Genomic DNA, 18,397 nt, shown 5'->3' with positions numbered 1-18,397 from the left:
TTGCCGCAACGACTTCCGGAACCGTGCCCCACCATCGTACCGGTAGTCCGGACCAGCTCGCGTCAGGCGTACAGCCGCGGCGCGTCGAAGAAGTCCACTTCGTAGCGCGAAGACTGCCGGAAAGCCAGGGCCATGGCCTGCCGCTCGCTCTCCGATGCCCGCCCGGCCGCCGTGTCCGTGTACGCGATGGCCTGCCGGGTCGCGGCGGCGAAGTCCTCGTCGGCGTAGGTCCGCAGCCAGCCGGCGTAGGGGTGCTCCCCGGGGGCGCCGCCGGCCAGGAACTCCCGGTGCAGCGTGGAACCGACCTCGGCGTAGAGCCAGAAGCAGGGCAGCGCCGCCGCCACGAGGACGCCATAGCTGCCGGAGACCGAGGCGGCCAGCAGGTGGTCCACATACGCTTTCGTGACCGGGCCCAGGGTGGAGGCCGTGGGGCGCGTGCTGAGCCAGGAACGGTGCAGCTCGGATTCGACCTCCAGGCAGGTCTGCGCCGAACGGGCCCAGAACAGCTGCTCGGCCTCGGTGGGGGCAATCGCCGCGGCCCGGGCCAGGACCCGCGAGTATCCGTTGAGGTAGATGGCGTCCTGGGCGAGGTAGTACGCGAACTCGTGCTCGGGCAAGGTGCCGTCGGCCAGTCCGCGGACGAAGTCGAGGGCGTAGATCGCCTCAAGATCGCCCGCGGCTCCTGCGCGCAGGGCTGCGGCGAACTCCCCCGCCGCCGGACCCTGCCCGGCCTGGAGGTGCTGCAGGTGGTGGAAGTGGTGGACCGGGCCGGTGCCCGAGCCGACGTCCAGGGCCGAGGCTCCGCGGAGCGCGCCCAGCAGCCACGGCTTGACTTCGCGCAGCGCCGCTTCCCAGTCCCCCACCCTGGCCTGCACGGTGGCCATGGCCGAGGACAGGGAGCAGCCGGTGCCGTGGCTGTTGCGCGTCGCGATCCGCTCCCCCGGCACCACCACCGTTTCCTGGCCGAGCAGGCCGCCGGTGTTGACCAGCGCATCCGGGCAGCCGGTGCCGGCGCCGTGGCCGTCGACGTCGTGGGCATCGGCGTCGTGGGCATGCCCGTCCCCCGGCCCGGCGCCCTGGAGGTGTCCGCCCTTAACCAGGACGGTGGTGCCGGTCAGGGCGGCCAGCCGCTTGCCCTGCGCCAGGGCCTCGGACCACTCGGCAGCGACGGGTTCCTTGAGCAGGATGGCGAGTTCGGCGAGGTTGGGCGTGATGAGGTCCGCCAGCGGCAGGAGGGCCTGCAGGGCGGCCTCGGCCGATTCCTGCAGGAGCCGGTCACCGCTGGTGGCGACCATCACCGGGTCCAGGACCACGACGGCGGGGCGCACCTTTTCCAGCCAGCCGCGGACGGCGTCGATCACGGCGGCGTCACCGAGCATGCCGATCTTGACGGCGTCGATGCCGATGTCGTCGCTGATGGCGTCCAGCTGCGCCGTGAGGAACGCCGCCGGGGGGACGTGGACGGCGCGCACGCCCTGCGTGTTCTGCGCTGTCAGGGCGGTGATGGCGGCCATGCCGTAGCCGCCGTTCGCCGCGATGCTCTTCAGGTCGGCCTGGATTCCGGCCCCGCCGGAGGGATCGGAGCCGGCGATGGCCAGCACGCGGGGAATGCGCGGCGGGGCCGGCAGAGACTCGTTGTGCAGAAAATTGGGCGGGAGGAACTCGGACGGATTCGATTTCGCGGACAAGGAAGACATCCCTTCGCCGGTGCTAACCGGACAGGTTCAACGGGTCTGGATCTCAGCCGGCCCGATGCCCGGCACCCCGTGTCAGTGTTCCAGCCTAGCCCTTGCCACCCGGAGGACCCGTTAACGCACGAGCGGGCCCGGGCCCGGGCGGACGTATGTTACGTCTGCCCTGACCCGGACCCGCGGCCCGACCAGTCGAAATAATGACCGGACGGGGACGTGGTCAGTCGCGGAGGACTACAGCTCCGACGCCGGCACGCCGACGCCGAGGATGATCGGCTCGTTGCCGGCCGGGATGGACGCAGGCCCGGCCGCAGCGGGAGCCTTGGCCTCGTGGACCGATCCGGCCGCGGCCGGCCGGGTTGCCTCGCGGTGCTCCACGGAGGTTTCGTTGGCTGCGCCCTGGGCGCGGCTGGCACTCCGGTTGCGGCGCCCGCGGCGGCCGCGCAGCGTCGTGGTGTCAGCTGTGCGTGACGCCGGCGCCTCCGCAGCGCGGACGGCCGACGGCGCCTCGGGCGCCGTGGCTTCCGGTGCGGCAACAGCTGCTGCCTGACCGGCCGCCAGGCCGGCGGCCTGGTCCGGCTTGCCGGCCTCGGCTTCGCCCAGGTTTGCGAAGGCCTCGGTCAGCAGGTCCAGGGTCAGGGCCGGTGACGGCGCGTCCTCCGCGTGCTCGACGAAGGGCAGGGCCACCTGCTCGCCGCCAAACGTCAGCACCGTTGCGGGGCGGCCGGCTGCCTCGTCGGCGGCTGCGAGCTGCGTGACGGCGTCGACGGCGGCCTGGCGGGCCCCGGCGTCGCTGGCTGCGGCTGCCTCCCCGTCGTGCAGGTGCGCGGCGTGCGCGGCGGCAGCGATGTTGGCCAGCGCGGCACGGGTGGCCTCGGCCTTGGCGTGGCGTTCGGCCTCGGTGGGTTCGGCGTGGACGGGCGCGGGTGCGGCCGGCGCGGTCTCTCCGCCCTGGCCTCCCCGGCCGCGGCGACGGCTCTTGCGTTCCGGGCGGGCAGCAGGCTGCGCCTCGGTGCGCGGCACATAGTGCTCCGCGGCGACCGTGTTGGCGCGGCGGTGCTCCACCGGCTCGTCGTGGGTGACGATGCCGCGGCCCGCACATGTTTCGCACTGTTCGCCGAAGACTTCCAGCAGCCCGGTGCCCATCCGCTTGCGGGTCATCTGCACGAGGCCCAGCGAGGTCACCTCGGCCACCTGGTGTTTAGTCCGGTCCCGGCCCAGGCACTCCACCATGCGGCGCAGCACGAGGTCGCGGTTGGATTCGAGCACCATGTCGATGAAGTCGATCACGATGATGCCGCCAATGTCGCGCAGGCGCAGCTGCCTGACGACTTCCTCGGCCGCTTCCAGGTTGTTCTTGGTGACGGTTTCCTCGAGGTTGCCGCCGGAGCCGGTGAATTTGCCGGTGTTGACGTCCACCACGGTCATGGCTTCGGTGCGGTCGATCACGAGCGAACCGCCCGAGGGCAGGAAGACCTTCCGGTCCAGGGCCTTGTGGATCTGCTCGTCGATGCGCCAGGCCGCGAAGATGTCCGTGTCCTTGGTCCACTTCTCGAGCCGGCCCACGAGGTCCGGCGCGACGTAGGTGACGTAGGCCTCGATGGTGTCCCAGGCTTCCTCGCCGGAGACGATCAGCTTGGAGAAGTCCTCGTTGAAGACGTCCCGGACCACCTTGATGGTCAGGTCAGGTTCGCCGTAGAGCAGCTCGGGGGCGAGGATCCTGGTGGACGTCGACTGGCTCTCGATGCCTTCCCACTGCGCGCGGAGGCGGTTGATGTCGTGCGTCAGCTCTTCCTCGGAAGCTCCCTCGGCCGCGGTGCGGACAATGACGCCCGCGTCCTCGGGCAGGCGGTCCTTGAGGATCCGCTTGAGGCGGTTGCGTTCGACGTCGGGCAGCTTGCGGGAGATGCCGGTCATGGAACCGCCGGGCACGTACACGAGGTACCGGCCGGGCAGCGAGATCTGGCTGGTGAGACGGGCGCCCTTGTGGCCGACCGGGTCCTTGGTGACCTGGACCAGCACGGAGTCGCCGGACTTCAGCGCGTTCTCGATGCGGCGCTGCTTGCCCTCGAGGTTGACGGACTCCCAGTTCACTTCACCGGCGTAGAGCACGGCGTTGCGGCCGCGGCCGATGTCCACGAAAGCGGCCTCCATAGAGGGCAGCACGTTCTGGACCTTGCCCAGGTAGACGTTGCCGATCAGGGAGTCCTGCTGGGTCTTGGACACGAAGTGCTCGGCCAGGACGCCGTCTTCAAGGACACCGATCTGGATTCTGTCGTCGCGCTGGCGGACGATCATCTGGCGGTCCACGGACTCGCGGCGGGCCAGGAACTCGGCCTCGGTGATGACGGTACGGCGGCGGCCGGTGTCGCGGGATTCGCGGCGGCGCTGCTTCTTGGCTTCCAGGCGGGTGGAGCCCTTGACGGATGTGACGCGGTTGTTCACCGGCGCCTCGGCCATGGCACGCGGCGCACGGACGCGGGTCACCGTGTTGGGCGGATCGTCGCCTTCCCCGCCGGTCAGCTCGAGGTCCTGGTCTCCACGGCGACGGCGGCGGCGGCGGCGGGAGGTCACACCGTCTTCAAGGATCAACTCGGAGCCTTCGTCGCCCTCTTCTTCGGTGCCTTCCGACTCGGTGTCGGACTCGGCAGAGGTGCGGGTGCGGCCGCGCCGGCCGCGGCTGCGGCGCCGACGGCGGTTGCCGGCGTCCTCGTCCTCGTCGCCTTCCTCGTCCTCGGGCTCAGCTGCTGCGGCGGCAACGGGGGCCGGACGCACCACAGTGCTCAGGTCCGGGGCCTGGAAGATGACGGAAGTGAGGGCACCCGGTTCCATGAACAGCGACGCGGCCGGGCTTTCCTCGGGGCGGGCTTCCGGCTCTTCGGGCTGGGCTGCGGCGGTTTCCGCGGTGGGTGCTTCCGCCGCGGCGGCTTCTTCGGCCGGGAGTACTGCCGCGGGCGCTTCTTCGGCCTTCGGGGCGGCCTTGGCACGGCTGGCACGGCGGCGGACCGGCTTCTCTGCAACCGTCTCTGCGGCCGTTTGTGCGGGGGCTTCTGCGGCGGCAGCTGCGTCAGTGCCAGCTGCTGCGGGGGCCTCAGCCGCGGCAGGTGCGCCGGCTTCGGCGTCGCCGGCGAAGGCAGGCAACGGTTCCGGGGCTGCTACAGCTTTCCGGGTCCGGGTGCGCCGCGCGGGCGCCTTGGCCGGAGTCCCGGCGGCAGCAGTTTCAGATACAGCAGTTTCAGATACAGCAGCTTCGGGTTCAACAGTTTCAGATCCGGCTGCTTCGACGTTGGCCGGCTTACGGCGGCCCCGGACGGGCTCATCTGAACCGGCCGCGTCGGCCAGGGCCGCGGCTTCGGCGACAGCCTCGGCCGCCTCCGCGGCGTTGACCTTGGCGACGGGCGCCTTCCGGCGGGTCCGTACGGCCCTCTTCGGCGCTACCGGAGCCTCTGCTTCAGCAGTTCCCTGCGCTTCCCCGGTGACTACTAGTTCTTCGTTTCCGGCTACTACCTGGTCATTATCCATATGTGGCGACACTCCTGCCCCTGATGCGCCGCCACATTCGGCGCCCCTTGGGGCAAATATGCGTCAACACCCGCAGGCATTGACAGAAGTCAATTGGATACCCTCAGGTTCGCACCGGCAGTGGGGTGCGGCAGCCCTGGAGGGCCGGCGAGATTGTTTTGGAACCCGTTGACCTACACGCCACAACCAGGTGCCGTCCAATGGCATTGCGGGACAGCTGGAATCAGAGGATCCGCAGCTCCCTGCTCATCATTGGCGGTCTTGAAACAAAATCGCCGGACCGGAATCCGGATGTGGATCGGGTTCCAGCCACGATCATTGTCTCACAGGAGCCGTGAAAGCAGGGGCAGGCGGGGCCGGAAGTGCAACAGGTGCGGCCGGGCGCGGCGGCCGGGGCCGTTCTCCGGCGCTGCTCAGCCTCCGGCGTTACAATCGGGGCAAGAAGCACCCGGTCAAGACGACTAAAAAGGACTCAATTTCCATGCCCAGCATCTCCAGCACCGCCGGCGACGCGACCGTGCACCAACCGGGTTCCGGCCCGGCCCCCGCGGCGCGGCCCCTTCCCACGATGACCCGCGACCGCCCGTTCGCCTGGCTCCTGCTGATCACCGGCGTCATCGGCTGGCTCGCATCCGGGGCCCTGGTGCTGGAGAAGCTGGAGGTCCTGAAGGACCCGAACCACGTCACGGTCTGCGACGTGAACCCGTGGATCTCCTGCGGCCAGGTCATGCAGACACCGCAGAGTTCCGTGTTCGGCTTCCCCAATATGTTCATCGGAATCGTCGCCTTCGCCGTGATCATCACCACGGCCATGGGTATCCTCGCCGGCGCCCGGTTTTCCCGGTGGTATTGGCTGGGGCTCCAGGCGGGCGTGACGCTGGGCTTCGCGTTCGTGGTCTGGCTCTGGTCCCAGGCCCTGTACGCCATCCACATCCTCTGCCCGTTCTGCATGATCGTCTGGGCCGTGATGATCCCGCTGTTCGTCTGGGTGAGCGTCCGGAACATCTCCCACGGCGTGATTGCCCTGCCCGCCGGTCCCACCAAGGTGATCGGCGACTCCGGCTGGATCATGACGGCGCTGCTGTACGTCGCCGTCGTCGCGACGATCTTCTTCGCCTTCATCCAGGTTTTCATCGGAACCTCCGGCTACTAAACGCCCCAACCGCATCGAAGAGACAGTTAAGGCCAATGCTCGCGCCGGGCATTGGCCTTAGCCGTCTCTTCGGTGAGAGGGTCCGGGCCCATGTCGGGACTTATGGCACGACCCCGCGCGCGCAGGTTACATAAGGCTGGAGGAAGGAAGACCGGAGGCCTCTTGATGACTGTTCTAATTGCCTACGCAAGCGCCCTGGGCTCCACCCGGGAGATGGCACAACATATGGCATCCCGCATGGCGGGTGCACTGGGCGAGGTAGAGTGCCGGTCCGTGGAGGACGTCGGGGCCCTCTCCCGCTATGAGGCTGTCGTCGTCGGCAGCGCCGTCCACAACCAGGCCTGGCTGCCCCCGGCTTTGCTGTTCTTCAAACACCACGCCCGCGAGCTGGCCAGTCGGCCGGTCTGGGCCTTCAGTGTAGGGATGGCGGATGCGCTGCCCAAGCCCATACGCCGGCGCGGCGCGGCACTGCAACAGGAACGTCTGGCAGAAGTCCTGATCAAAGAAGTTCCACTTCGAGGCCACAAACTCTTCTCCGGCGTCTACCAGGCAGGCCAGATGCCGGCACCGCTCCGGGTGTTGTTCCGGCTCACCGGCGGCCGATTTGGGGATTTGCGGGACTGGGCGGCAGTCGACGAATGGACGGATCAGATTACGGCCCAACTCGCTAAACCTGCTTCGTCCACGTCTTCAGGCAGCATCACAGGCTAATGCCGTCGGGACTGCACATCCCGGCCGCGGCGCCCGGCGCGGTGGGGCGTGCACGGGAGGACCCATGACCGTTGTGAACATTCACGCCGAACGAGGGGACATGCCTGCCTACGCGGCGACGCCGGCCGGTACCGGTCCGTGGCCCGGCGTCGTCGTCATCCATGACGCACTCGGCCTGAGCCGTGACACCAGAGACCAGGCCGACTGGCTGGCCGGCGAGGGGTTCCTCGCCGTGGCGCCTGACCTGTTTTACTGGGGCAGCAGGAGAGCCTGCTTGTGGTCCCTCATCCGCGGCTGGCGGCCCCTCGGCGACCTGGACCTCACCCGCGCGTGGCTGGCCGGACAGGACGGCTGCACCGGCCGGATCGGCGTGATCGGCTTCTGTATGGGCGGCGGGTTCGCCCTCATGCTGGCCCCGGACCATGACTTCGCCGCGGCAAGCGTCAACTACGGTGGACTCGATGACGGGACTGCCCGCGCAATGCCCCGGGCCTGCCCCATCGTTGGCAGCTACGGCGCCAGGGACCGCTGGCCCGGAGTGCGCAAGGTGCCGGCGCGTCTGGAGCCGCTGCTCGCCGAGGCCGGAATAGAGCATGACATCAAGGTCTATCCAGACGCCGGTCACGGCTTCCTCAACAGGCATGGCCCGTCGGACCTCACGTTCGGGGACAAGTTGCTCGCGAAGCTGGTCGCTGCCGGTTACCACGAGCCCTCCGCCGAGGACGCGCGCCTGCGCATCCTCGGGTTCTTCCGGGAACACCTGATCACTGAGGGGGAAGCGCGATGATGCACCCTGCACCGAGGGGATCCCTGCTGGCAGCGGGTGCCGTGGCCGTTTTCACCACCGGCTACCTGGCCGTTGCGCGGCCACGCCTGCTTCGCTGGGGTGCGACCGTTGACGAAGCGCGGGGACCTTACCCGGGCGCCGGGTTGATTCCGGGCAGCACCCGAAGCGCGACCATGGCGGTGACCATCGATGCGCCCCCTTCCCGCGTGTGGCCCTGGCTGGTGCAGATGGGAACGGATCGCGCCGGCTGGTACAGCTGGGACCGTCTCGACAACTTCGGGCGCCGCAGCGCAGGGCGCATCCATCCGGAGTGGCAGGACATCGCCATCGGTGACCGTCTGGCGGCGAAGCCCGACGGCAGCGAGTGGTGGGCGGTCGCGGCGCTTGAACCCGAGAGGTTCCTGGGCCTGCGTATGTCGGTCGATCTCCGCGGGCGTCCCTTCGACCCGGCACGAACCCGGCCGCGCTATTGCACCGACTCGCTCTGGGGATTCCACCTGCGGGAGGCCGCGGGTGAGCGCACCCGGCTGGTAGTCAGCGGCTACTGGTCGCTACAGCCACAATGGCTGCAACCCATCCTGAGCATCACCATGCTGGAGCCCGCGCACTGGGTCATGCAGACCCGTCAGTTCTCGAATCTAGTGCGCCTCGCCAGCCGATGAGAGGTCTCCGGACCCGGAGCACGCAGCGAAGCCCCACCCGCCGCGAGGTCCCAAACGGCGAGGGGACGGTTAAGGCCAATGTCCGGTACGAACATTGGCCTTAACCGTCCCCTCGCTGGCGGAGGGCGTCCCGAAATTCGGGCTAGAACCAGATCTTGATCTCGCGCTCGGCGGATTCCGCCGAATCCGAGCCGTGGACCAGGTTCTGCTGGACCTTCAGGCCCCAGTCGCGGCCGAAGTCGCCGCGGATGGTACCGGGCGCCGCCGTCGTCGGGTCCGTGGTGCCGGCGAGGGTGCGGAAGCCCTCGATCACGCGGTGGCCCTCGAAGATCGCGGCGACCACGGGGCCGCTGAGCATGAACTCAACCAGCGGCTCGTAGAACGGCTTGCCGACGTGCTCCTCGTAGTGCTGCTCCAGCAGTTCGCGGCTTGCGTCGACTTTCTTGAGCTCGGCCAGGGTGTAGCCCTTGGCTTCGATCCGGCTCAGGATGGCGCCGGACAGGTTGCGGGCGACGCCGTCGGGCTTGATCAGGACGAGGGTGCGCTCAATGCTCACAGCTGCTCCAATGTGTTGGGGTGGGATTTGGGTCAAGTCTACGGGGTTCGGGCCAGGTGCCCGGGATGGAGGTTCAGGCGCTCTTTCCCGGCGCGGGGCCCTGGGGGTGGGCCGCATCCCAGTCAGCTTGCTCGCGCTCCCGCTGGGCAGCTTCCCGGTCAATCCGGATGCCGGTCCGGATCCCGTACCACCACGCCACGGCGAAGAGCGCGCCGACGAGGTACATCGCCGGTTCCACGATGCCGCCCAGGATCAGCACGAGCTGCAGGACCCAGCCCAGGGCCACTCCCCACGGCTTCGAGAGGACAGCGCACGTGAAGACGAAGACCAGGCACAGGCCGATCCCGACCGAGAAGACCAGGGCCGCAGGGTATTCGTTCCGGTGCAGTCCAAAGACGGCCAGTGTGCCGAAGAGCACCACGAACGCTTCCAGCAGCAGGACCGTGGAGGCGAACATGACCTTCGTCGACCGTCGTTTTTTGGGCATGCCCGGGCGCCATTCGCGTTGGGCTTTGGTGAGCTTCGCCATCGCTTAAGCGTCCGCCTTTCCGAGCAGGATCCGGGCGTCCGCGACGAGCGTGATGGAACCGGTCACGAGGACCCCGCCGGCGGGCTCGTCATCGGCTTCGGCCCGTTCCACGGCCCATTCGAGGGCATCATCGAGCTTCCCGGCGACGTGGATGTTCTCCTCGCCGAAGCCCAGGTCAACCGCGATTTCGGCCAGGTCCTCGGCCGGGACGGCCCGGGGCGAGTTGGACTGGGTGAAGCAGTATTCGGTGGCGAGGCCGCCCAGGGATTCCTTGAGCTGGCGCAGGATCTCCTCGGCATCCTTCTCCCGCAGCACGCCGACCACCACCACCAGCTTGGTGAAGTTGAAGGCCTCGTGGATGGCCTCGGCGGAGACCCGGATGCCCTCCGGGTTGTGGGCCGCGTCCACGATGATGGTCGGCGCGGTGCGGACCACCTCAAGCCGACCCGGGGAGGTGACGGAGGCGAAGGCCTCCTGCAGGATCTCGGCGTCGATCGCCTTTTCCCCGCCAAAGAACGCTTCCAGCGCGGCAATGGCGACGGCGGCGTTCTCGGCCTGGTGCGCGCCGTGCAGCGGCACCAGCAGGTCCTCGTAGCGTCCGGCGATGCCCTGGATGGTGACCATCTGGCCGCCGACCGCGACGGTGCGGGATTCGACGCCGAACTCCACGCCCTCGAAGCGGAACGGCACGTTGACCTCTTTGGCCTTTTCCAGCAGGACCTGGGCCGCGTCGACCGGCTGCGCCGCGCTGATGAGGAAGCTGCCGGGCTTGATGATGCCGGCCTTCTCGTAGGCGATGTCCCCGGTGGTGTCGCCCAGCAGATCGGTGTGGTCCAGCGAGATCGGGGTGATGACGGCCACCTGGCCATCGCCGACGTTCGTGGCGTCGGTGATGCCGCCCAGGCCCACTTCGATCACGGCGACGTTGACCGGCTGGTCAGCGAAGACCGCGAAGCCCAGGATGGTCAGGCACTCGAAGTAGGTCAGCCGGGGCTGGCCCGCCGCCTCGAGTTCGCCGTCCACGATCTGCAGGTAGGGACGGATCTCGTCCCAGATCCGGACGAACGTCTCATCCGGCACCGGGGCGCCGTCGATGCTGATCCGCTCGGTGACCTTGGACAGGTGCGGGCTCGTGTAGCGGCCGGTGCTCAGGCCGTGGGCGCGCAGCCCGGCCTCGATCATCCGGGCCGTGGAGGTCTTGCCGTTGGTGCCGGTGACGTGGATGATCGGGAACGCCTTGTTCGGCTCCCCCAGGATTTCCATGGCCCGGTGCAGCGGGGCGAGCCGCGGCTCCATTTTGTTTTCCGGCGCCCGGCCCAGGAGCTCGGCGTAGACGCTTTCAACGGAGAATTCATCGGTCATGGTTTAGGCTCCAACTTTCTTGGCAACGCTGACCTGCGGGTCCTTGATGTCGGCCGCCAGGGTTTCCAGCTCGACGGTCAGGGTTTCGGTCTTGACCAGCTCCGCGTTGGCCAGCAGCGCCTCGACGACGTCCTGCTTCGCCGTGACGGACGTGCTGATCCGGTCGCTGACATTGAGTCCGGCGTCCTTGCGGGCCTGCTGGATGGCGCGGACCATGTCACGGGCCAGGCCCTCGGCCTCCAGCTCCGGGGTGACCTCGGTGTTGAGGACCACGAAGCCGCCGCCGGGAAGCACGGCGGCCGCGCGTGAGCCTTCGCCTTCCGCGGCCTCGGCCACGACGGTTTCCAGGGTGTACTCCTGCGGTTCGAGGTCGAGGCCGCCGGCGGTGACCACCCCGGCGTCGCTGACCGACCAGTCGCCGGACTTGGAGCCCTTGATGGCCTGCTGGACGTTCTTGCCCAGGCGCGGGCCGGCGGCCCGGGCATTGACCACGAGCTTCTGCTCGATGCCGAACTCCTCCGGGGAGGCGCTCTCGGCGTCCAGCAGGCGGACCGAGCGCAGGTTCAGTTCATCGGCGACGACGGCGGCGAAGCCGCCCAGCGCGTCCGCGCCCGGTGCCACGACCGTGAGTTCCTGCAGCGGCAGGCGCACGCGCAGGTTCGCGGCCTTGCGCAGCGAGGAGCCGGTGGAGCAGATCTGCTGCACCCGGTCCATCGCCTCGACCAGGCCCGGGTTGGCCGGGAACAGTCCGGCATCCGGCCAGTCGGCCAGGTGCACGGAACGCCCGCCGGTGAGGCCGCGCCAGATCTCCTCGGAGATCAGCGGCAGCAGAGAGGCGGCCACGCGGGTGACGGTCTCCAGCGCGGTGTAGAGCGCGTCGAAGGCGTCCACACTCTCGTCGAAGAAGCGCTGGCGGCTGCGGCGGACGTACCAGTTGGTGAGCATGTCCAGGTAGCTGCGCAGCTCGTCGCAGGCGCCGGAGATGTCGTAGCTGTCCAGCTGGGCGGTCATGTTCCGGACCAGGTCCCCGGTGTTGGCCATGAGGTACTGGTCCAGGGTGTCGGCGTAGCCGTCGTAGCGGAGCTTCGCGTCGTACCCGCGCCCGCCATCTGCCGCGTTCGTGTACAGCGTGAAGAAACTGTAAACGTTCCACAGCGGCAGGATGACCTGGCGGACGCCGTCGCGGATGCCCTGCTCGGTGACCACGAGGTTGCCGCCGCGCAGGATCGGGCTGGACATCAGGAACCAGCGCATGGCGTCGGAGCCGTCGCGGTCCAGGACCTCGGAGACGTCCGGGTAGTTGCGCAGGCTCTTGGACATCTTCTGCCCGTCCGAACCCAGCACGATGCCGTGGCTGATGACGTTGCGGAAGGCCGGACGGTCGAACAGCGCGGTGGAAAGGATGTGCAGCATGTAGAACCAGCCGCGGGTCTGGCCGATGTACTCGACGATGAAGTCCGCCGGGTTGTGCGTGTCGAACCATTCCTCGTTCTGGAACGGGTAGTGGACCTGGCCGTAGGGCATGGAACCGGAGTCGAACCAGACGTCCAGGACGTCCTCGACGCGGCGCATCACGGACTGGCCTTCTTCCGGAGTGCGGGGGTCATCCGGGTTCGGGCGGGTGAGCTCGTCGATGAACGGCCGGTGCAGGTCCACCTGGCCGGCCTTGTTCAGCGGCAGGCGGCCGAAGTCGGCCTCGATCTCGGCCAGGGAGCCGTAGACGTCGGTGCGCGGGTAGTCCGGGTCGGTGGACTGCCAGACGGGGATGGGGCTGCCCCAGTAGCGGTTGCGGCTGATGGACCAGTCGCGGGCGTTGGCGAGCCACTTGCCGAACTGGCCGTCCTTGACGTTGCCCGGGATCCAGTTGATGTCCTGGTTGAGCTCGGACATGCGGTCCTTGAACTTGGTGACCTCGACGTACCAGGAGGACACGGCGCGGTAGATCAGCGGGTTGCGGCAGCGCCAGCAGTGCGGGTAGCTGTGCTCGTAGCTGGCCTGGCGGACCAGGCGGCCCTGGGCGCGGAGCACCTGGGTGATGGGCTTGTTGGCCTCGAATACCTGCAGCCCGGCGATTTCGGCGAGGTCGCCGTGGCCGAAGAGCGGCAGGAACTTTGCGCCTTCGTCGACCGAGAGGACAACGGGGATGCCGGCCTCTTCACAGATCTTCTGGTCGTCTTCGCCGTAAGCGGGGGCCTGGTGGACGATGCCGGTGCCGTCGGTGGTGGTGACATAGTCGGCCACGAGGAAGCGCCAGGCGTTCTCGGTGCCGTACTTTTCGGCGTCGTGGAAGTAGTCCCAGAGCGGCTCATAGCTCAAGCCGTTGAGCTCGGCGCCGGTGTGGCGGGAGGTGATCGCGGCTTCCGCGGCGGCGGCACCCTCGGCCCCGTCGCCGTAGCCGAGGTCCTTGGCGTAGGCGGCCAGGAGGTCCGCGGCCAGCAGGAAGCTGCCCGTGACGGGGGCGTCGGCCGCCGCGGCCTTGATCCCGTGCGGGCCGGCAGGCAGGACCACGTAGCTGATGTCGGGCCCGACGGCGAGCGCCAGGTTGGTGGGCAGCGTCCAGGGCGTGGTGGTCCAGGCAAGTGCCTGTACCCCGGCGAGCTGCCTGGACAGCTCCGAGTCCCCTGCCGTGATGGGGAACGTGACCGTGACGGTCTGGTCCTGGCGGTTCTTGTAGACGTCGTCGTCCATGCGCAGCTCATGGTTGGACAGCGGCGTCTCGTCCTTCCAGCAGTACGGCAGGACGCGGTAGCCGTTGTAGGTCAGGCCTTTTTCGTGCAGCTGCTTGAAGGCCCAGAGCACGGACTCCATGTACTCGACGTTGAGCGTCTTATAGTCGTTTTCGAAGTCCACCCAGCGCGCCTGGCGGGTGACGTAGCTCTTCCATTCGTCGGCGTACTTCATGACGGAGGCGCGGCAGGCGTCGTTGAACTTGTCGATGCCCATGGCCTCGATCTGGGTCTTGTCCGTCATGCCCAACTGCTTCATGGCTTCCAGCTCGGCGGGCAGGCCGTGGGTGTCCCAGCCGAAGCGGCGCTCCACGCGGCGGCCGCGCTGGGTCTGGTAGCGGCCCACGAGGTCTTTGGCGTAGCCGGTCAGGAGGTGGCCGTAGTGCGGCAGGCCGTTGGCGAAGGGCGGGCCGTCGTAGAAGACGAACTCGTTGGACCCGTCCTGACCAGCATCCCGCTGGTCGATGCTCGCCTGGAAGGTGCCGTCCTGGTCCCAGTATTTGAGGATGCGCTCTTCGATCTCCGGGAACTTCACGGAGGCAGACACACCGGAGGTGTTGGAAACTGCGTTGGAAGCCGCGTTTGACGCAGAGGTGGTGGAGCCGGCGCCTGTGGCGGAGGCCTTGGGGTAATAAGTCATCTCGACATCCTGGGTTGAGCTGGTGAACACATGCATTCAGGATGCGAGGACGGCCCTGTTGTCTTCCGACACCACGGACCGCGGTACCACCTCACTTACCGCCACCGGTCCGCTCCCCTTCGCGAAAGGTTCTGCACCGGCGTCGGCCGCTCATTACTGCTGTGACGGGCTTACCCGTCCGGTTCTACTGGCCCGTGCACGCACCGTGGCGACTAAATCTCCACCTCACGCGAGGGTGTTCTTCCGGAAGCTCACCGGTGATGGCCGGGTCAAAGCTGCTACGTCGATGGTACCGGAGAAAATAGTGCGTTTCACTGCCCCGCTGCAGTGACGGGCAGTGCGACTGCATTTCACAGCTACTAACTCCGCTGTGAGGGGCGACGCCGGCGGTCCGACTGCATAGACTCATGCCATGACCGTCCCCCGGCCGCCCCGGGCCTACCCGTGAAGCGCCGCAGCGCCAGCCGCCGGTGGCAGGTGTCCTCTGTCCTCTGCGCCGCGCCCGTTGCGGTGGTATCCATCTTCCGGGCGGTCCCGGGGCCCTGGCCGGCCCCGGTGGTCCAGCTCGTGGCCTTCACGCCCTGGTTCGCGCTCCCTGCGGGCGCGGCCCTCCTGCTCGCGCTGCCGGGGCGGCGTCCCTGGGCGGCCCTCCCGGCCGGCGCCCTCCTGGCCCTCCAGCTGCTGTGGCTGTTCCCGCCGGACCGGGTGGCGGACAGGCTTCTGCCCCGGCAGGCGGATTCGCTGCCTGGCGAGCAACGGAGCACGGGGCAGGCACAGTCCACAGCCCCGGCGGCGACGGCGGAACTTACGGTCATGAGCCTCAACGCCTGGAAAGGCCAGGCGGACGCCGCGGAAGTTGTCCGGCTGGTGCGTGAAAACGGTGTCGGGCTGCTCGCCGTCCAGGAACTCTCCCCGGACCTGGAAAAACGGCTGGACGCGGAGGGGCTGGACGCGCTGCTTCCGCACCGGATCAGCCGCTCGAGGGACGGCGCGGGCGGCGGCGCCGTGTACTCCTCACGCCCGATCATTCCGGTGGACTCCGTGGACGGTTCCGCCTTCCACATGCCAACGGTGCAGCTGGAGCTCGACGCCGGCGGCCGGCCGGCCCCCCTCACCGTGACCAACGTGCACACCAAGGCTCCGGTGTGGGGCCGGGCCGGGCAGTGGCGGAGTGAATTGGCTGCCCTGGGCCGCCTTGCCGCCCGTCCCGGCAGCATGCTGCTGCTGGGCGACTTCAACGCCACCCTCGACCACGCCGAGTTCCGCCAGATCCTTCAGGGCCCTGACGGCACCGGGCCCGGCGGCCCCCGCGTCGACGCGGGCGCCGCCGCCCTGGCACGGCTGGTTCCGACCTGGCCGATGGCCGGGCCCCCGCTGCCGGGCGTGGTGATCGACCACATCGTGACCAGCCCGCAGGTGGGCAGCAGCGGCTATGCCGTGCTGCCGGTGGCCGGGACGGACCACGCGGCGGTCCTGGCCACGTTGTCCGTCCCCGCGGCGGACTAGCTGCGCGGCAGTTTCATGCCGGACTCGGCCATCACGTCCCGGAGCCGGTCCGGGTAATCCGTGATCAGCCCGTCCACGCCGGCACCGATGAGCGCCCGCATGGTGGGCTTGTCATCAACGGTCCACGGAATGACCTGCATGCCTGCCGCATGGGCACGGCGGACCATGTCGGCGGTGACGTAGGGAACATAGCCCGGATCCGTCACGGCGCCGTCCTGCGGCGTGCCGTGCACGGGAGAGATGGCGTCGAAGCCCAGGGACGAGGCTGCGGCGACGAGGTCACCGCCGAAGTCATCGGCGTCGATGCCGCCCAGCCACGGCGACTTGCCGGGCTGGCCTGCCTGGAGGAAGTCCTTGTTGGTCAGGGCCACGGTGCGGATCTGGGGATCGCGCTGCTGGACCAGGCGCAGTGAGCCCCAGTCGAAACTCTCGATTGAGACGCGGCTCTGCATGTGGGCGGCCTTGATTTCGCGGAGCGCGACGTCGACGAACTGCTCCCGCGGGGCCGTTTCCTGCGGCGCCCCTGCCTCGACCTTGGTTTCGATGTTGAACTTCACCTGGCTGGCGCGGTGCGAGTCCGCCAGGGCGAAGACCTCGGCCAGCGTGGGCATCTTGGCGCCCGGCGAGGCCACCTGGCCCGGGAACTGGGGCAGCGTGAGGGTGCCGCAGTCCAGGCTGCGGACCTGCGCGAACGTCAGGTCCTTGATGTATTTGCCCACGTAGGGGAACTGTGGGTCGTTCGGCGTGACAGGAGCCGTATCCAGGCACTTCTGGCCGCTGATCTTGCGGTCGTGGGTGATGACCTCGTGGCCGTCCTTGGTGATCTGGAGGTCCAGTTCGAGGGTGGAAACGCCGGTCTCGATCCCCTTGGCGAAGGACGCCAGGGTTGACTCGACAGTCAAGCCGATGCCGCCTCGATGGGCCTCGAGGTCAAAGTGGTTGCCCTGGCTGTTGGGGTTCGTGTCGGCCGCGTGGGCCTCGGCGGCGTTTGCCTGGGCGGCGTTTGCCTGGGCAGCGTTTGCCTGGGCAGCGGCGGCGAGGAGCAGGGCTGCGCTGAGTACGGCAGCGCCGAGCTTCGTCGGGGTTCGCATGGGAAAGTTCTCCACTCTGGTGGTGTGCAGTTGCATGCGCCACCTTGCCCAACCCCGGCCAACTCCGGACCAGCGCAGCCTGACCTGCGCCCCACGCCTCGGTGAACGTCAGGTGTCGCAGCCGGATGTCCCGGCCCCTTGCCCCGCCCTTGGCCCCGCTCCTGGCCCCGCCCTACTGGTTCTTGCGGATCAGCTTGTAGTTGGCCGCCTGCGCCACCGGGCGGATCACGATCTGGTCCAGGTTGATGTGGTGCGGCGCGACGACGGCGTAGCGGACCACATCGGCCACGTCCTCGGCGGTCAGTGGCTTCTCGACTCCCTGGTACACCTTGGCCGCCGCGTCCTGGTCGCCGAGGCGGTTCAGGGCGAATTCCTCGGTCTGCACCAGCCCGGGGGCCACCTCGATCACGCGGAGGTTGTGCTCGGCCTCTTCGAGCCGCAGGGCGCCGGTCAGGGCGTGCTGGGCGAACTTGGCCGCGTTGTAGCCGCCGCCGCCCTCATAGGCCGCGAGCCCGGCCGTGGAGGTCAGGTTCAGCACGGTTCCCTCGCCGCAGGCACGCAGCATGGGCAGGAACGCGCGGATCAGCTTCATGCTGCCCAGCACGTTGACCTGGAACATCCATTCCCAGTCCTCGGTTTTGGCCCCGGCGACCTTGTCGGCGCCGCGGGCACCACCGGCGATGTTGATCAGCGTGTCGATGCCGCCGGCGCGGGTCACCTCATCGAGCAGCCGGGCCACATCGGCGTCGTCGGTCACATCGGCGGGAAGGGCGACGGCGCCGGTTTCGGCGGCGAGCGCTTCGAGCCGGTCGGCACGGCGGGCGACGGCGAACACGGTCCAGCCTTCCTTGCGGAGCGCACGCACCGTGGCCTCGCCGATTCCGGTGCTGGCGCCGGTGACTACTGCTGCTTTGGCTCCTGCTGCAGTGAATTCTTGTGTGTTGTTGTCGATTCCCTCAGTCATGGCACCACAGTAACGGCAATGCCGGGCTCATTTCCTGCTGCTGCTGCCGTGCTCCAGGAACTCCTGCAGCACCCGGGCATGGTTGGTCTCCGGGTCCCGTGCACCGAACAGCAGCGTCACTTTCCCGTGCTCCGCCGCGAGTCCGTACAGCGTCTGCACGGCCGGGTTGCCCTCGAGCTCGGCTTCGTAGGCCGCCCGGAAGTCCGCGAACCGTTCCTGCATGTGCCCGAATTCCTTGCGCAGCGGTGCAGACGGTGCCACGTCCTTGAGCCAGAGCTCCAGGTGGGCCCGTTCCTTGCTGACTCCGCGGGGCCAGAGCCGGTCCACCAGGACCCGGCAGCCGTCGTCGTCGGAAGGGTCGTCGTAGATGCGCTTGATCACGAAGGTTCCGGCAGAATTACCCTGAGAATTGCCCATCTGCGCATGCTACTTCACGTTACTTGGGCGGCGCCCACACCCGGAGATCCCGCCGCCGGCCGCATCCCGTACATCAGGGG

The 18,397-nt window shown here is 68.5% G+C and carries 14 protein-coding genes and 1 riboswitch; of the genes, 5 read left to right on the top strand and 9 right to left on the bottom strand.

Annotated elements, in window-relative coordinates:
• Positions 1–62: 62 nt before the first annotated feature.
• Both AC1D1A_RS02235 and AC1D1A_RS02230 read right to left on the bottom strand, forming a co-directional pair.
• Positions 63–1,610, bottom strand: coding sequence for a bifunctional hydroxymethylpyrimidine kinase/phosphomethylpyrimidine kinase (locus tag AC1D1A_RS02235; RefSeq protein WP_476947070.1), 1,548 nt, complete (start codon positions 1,608–1,610; stop codon positions 63–65).
• A gap of 69 nt (positions 1,611–1,679) precedes the next feature.
• Positions 1,680–1,777: riboswitch (TPP riboswitch) on the bottom strand.
• A 148-nt stretch (positions 1,778–1,925) separates the two neighbouring features.
• Positions 1,926–5,213: an Rne/Rng family ribonuclease gene (locus tag AC1D1A_RS02230; RefSeq protein WP_476947034.1), complete on the bottom strand. Its 3,288-nt coding sequence runs from the start codon at positions 5,211–5,213 to the stop codon at positions 1,926–1,928.
• A 481-nt stretch (positions 5,214–5,694) separates the two neighbouring features.
• On the opposite strand from AC1D1A_RS02230, the gene AC1D1A_RS02225 reads away from it, so the two are divergent.
• The 4 genes from AC1D1A_RS02225 to AC1D1A_RS02210 all read left to right on the top strand — a co-directional run bounded on the left by AC1D1A_RS02225 (position 5,695) and on the right by AC1D1A_RS02210 (position 8,526).
• A complete protein-coding gene (locus AC1D1A_RS02225; RefSeq protein WP_476858321.1) occupies positions 5,695–6,366 on the top strand; it encodes a vitamin K epoxide reductase family protein in 672 nt (223 codons plus the stop codon).
• Between the two features lie 165 nt (positions 6,367–6,531).
• On the top strand, positions 6,532–7,077 hold the full coding sequence (locus AC1D1A_RS02220) for a flavodoxin domain-containing protein (RefSeq protein WP_476856908.1): 546 nt from the start codon (positions 6,532–6,534) through the stop codon (positions 7,075–7,077).
• A gap of 64 nt (positions 7,078–7,141) precedes the next feature.
• On the top strand, positions 7,142–7,864 hold the full coding sequence (locus AC1D1A_RS02215; RefSeq protein ID WP_476947033.1) for a dienelactone hydrolase family protein: 723 nt from the start codon (positions 7,142–7,144) through the stop codon (positions 7,862–7,864).
• A gap of 41 nt (positions 7,865–7,905) precedes the next feature.
• Positions 7,906–8,526: a hypothetical protein gene (locus tag AC1D1A_RS02210; protein ID WP_476947032.1), complete on the top strand. Its 621-nt coding sequence runs from the start codon at positions 7,906–7,908 to the stop codon at positions 8,524–8,526.
• Between the two features lie 142 nt (positions 8,527–8,668).
• Here the strand turns inward: AC1D1A_RS02210 and ndk are convergent, their stop codons facing one another.
• From ndk to ileS, 4 genes are all read right to left on the bottom strand, one after another.
• Entirely contained in the window at positions 8,669–9,082 is a 414-nt protein-coding gene (ndk, locus tag AC1D1A_RS02205) for a nucleoside-diphosphate kinase (protein ID WP_018773361.1), read from the bottom strand.
• Between the two features lie 73 nt (positions 9,083–9,155).
• Positions 9,156–9,611 carry a DUF4233 domain-containing protein gene (locus AC1D1A_RS02200; protein ID WP_476856911.1) on the bottom strand — a complete coding sequence of 152 codons (456 nt, stop codon included), beginning with the start codon at positions 9,609–9,611 and terminating at the stop codon, positions 9,156–9,158.
• Positions 9,612–9,614: 3 nt separating this feature from the next.
• Positions 9,615–10,973 (bottom strand): bifunctional folylpolyglutamate synthase/dihydrofolate synthase, encoded by a 1,359-nt coding sequence (locus tag AC1D1A_RS02195; RefSeq protein WP_476858318.1) that lies wholly within the window; start codon positions 10,971–10,973, stop codon positions 9,615–9,617.
• A 3-nt stretch (positions 10,974–10,976) separates the two neighbouring features.
• On the bottom strand, positions 10,977–14,339 hold the full coding sequence (ileS, locus tag AC1D1A_RS02190; RefSeq protein WP_476856913.1) for an isoleucine--tRNA ligase: 3,363 nt from the start codon (positions 14,337–14,339) through the stop codon (positions 10,977–10,979).
• Positions 14,340–14,783: 444 nt separating this feature from the next.
• Between ileS and AC1D1A_RS02185 the strand changes: the two genes are divergently transcribed.
• Positions 14,784–15,845: an endonuclease/exonuclease/phosphatase family protein gene (locus AC1D1A_RS02185; RefSeq protein WP_476858317.1), complete on the top strand. Its 1,062-nt coding sequence runs from the start codon at positions 14,784–14,786 to the stop codon at positions 15,843–15,845.
• On the opposite strand, the gene AC1D1A_RS02180 is transcribed toward AC1D1A_RS02185, so the two are convergent.
• From AC1D1A_RS02180 to AC1D1A_RS02170, 3 genes are all read right to left on the bottom strand, one after another.
• On the bottom strand, positions 15,842–16,936 hold the full coding sequence (locus AC1D1A_RS02180; RefSeq protein WP_476856915.1) for a glycerophosphodiester phosphodiesterase: 1,095 nt from the start codon (positions 16,934–16,936) through the stop codon (positions 15,842–15,844). The genes AC1D1A_RS02185 and AC1D1A_RS02180 overlap by 4 nt on opposite strands.
• Before the next feature lie 172 nt (positions 16,937–17,108).
• Entirely contained in the window at positions 17,109–17,900 is a 792-nt protein-coding gene (locus AC1D1A_RS02175) for an SDR family oxidoreductase (RefSeq protein ID WP_223917446.1), read from the bottom strand.
• A gap of 27 nt (positions 17,901–17,927) precedes the next feature.
• Positions 17,928–18,317, bottom strand: coding sequence for a DUF488 domain-containing protein (locus AC1D1A_RS02170; protein WP_476856916.1), 390 nt, complete (start codon positions 18,315–18,317; stop codon positions 17,928–17,930).
• Positions 18,318–18,397 lie beyond the last annotated feature (80 nt).

It is taken from the genome of Arthrobacter sp. P1_B9, from assembly GCF_056406495.1.
The sequence above is the reverse complement of the archived record's forward strand: the minus strand, read 5'-3'. Positions and strand labels throughout refer to the sequence as shown.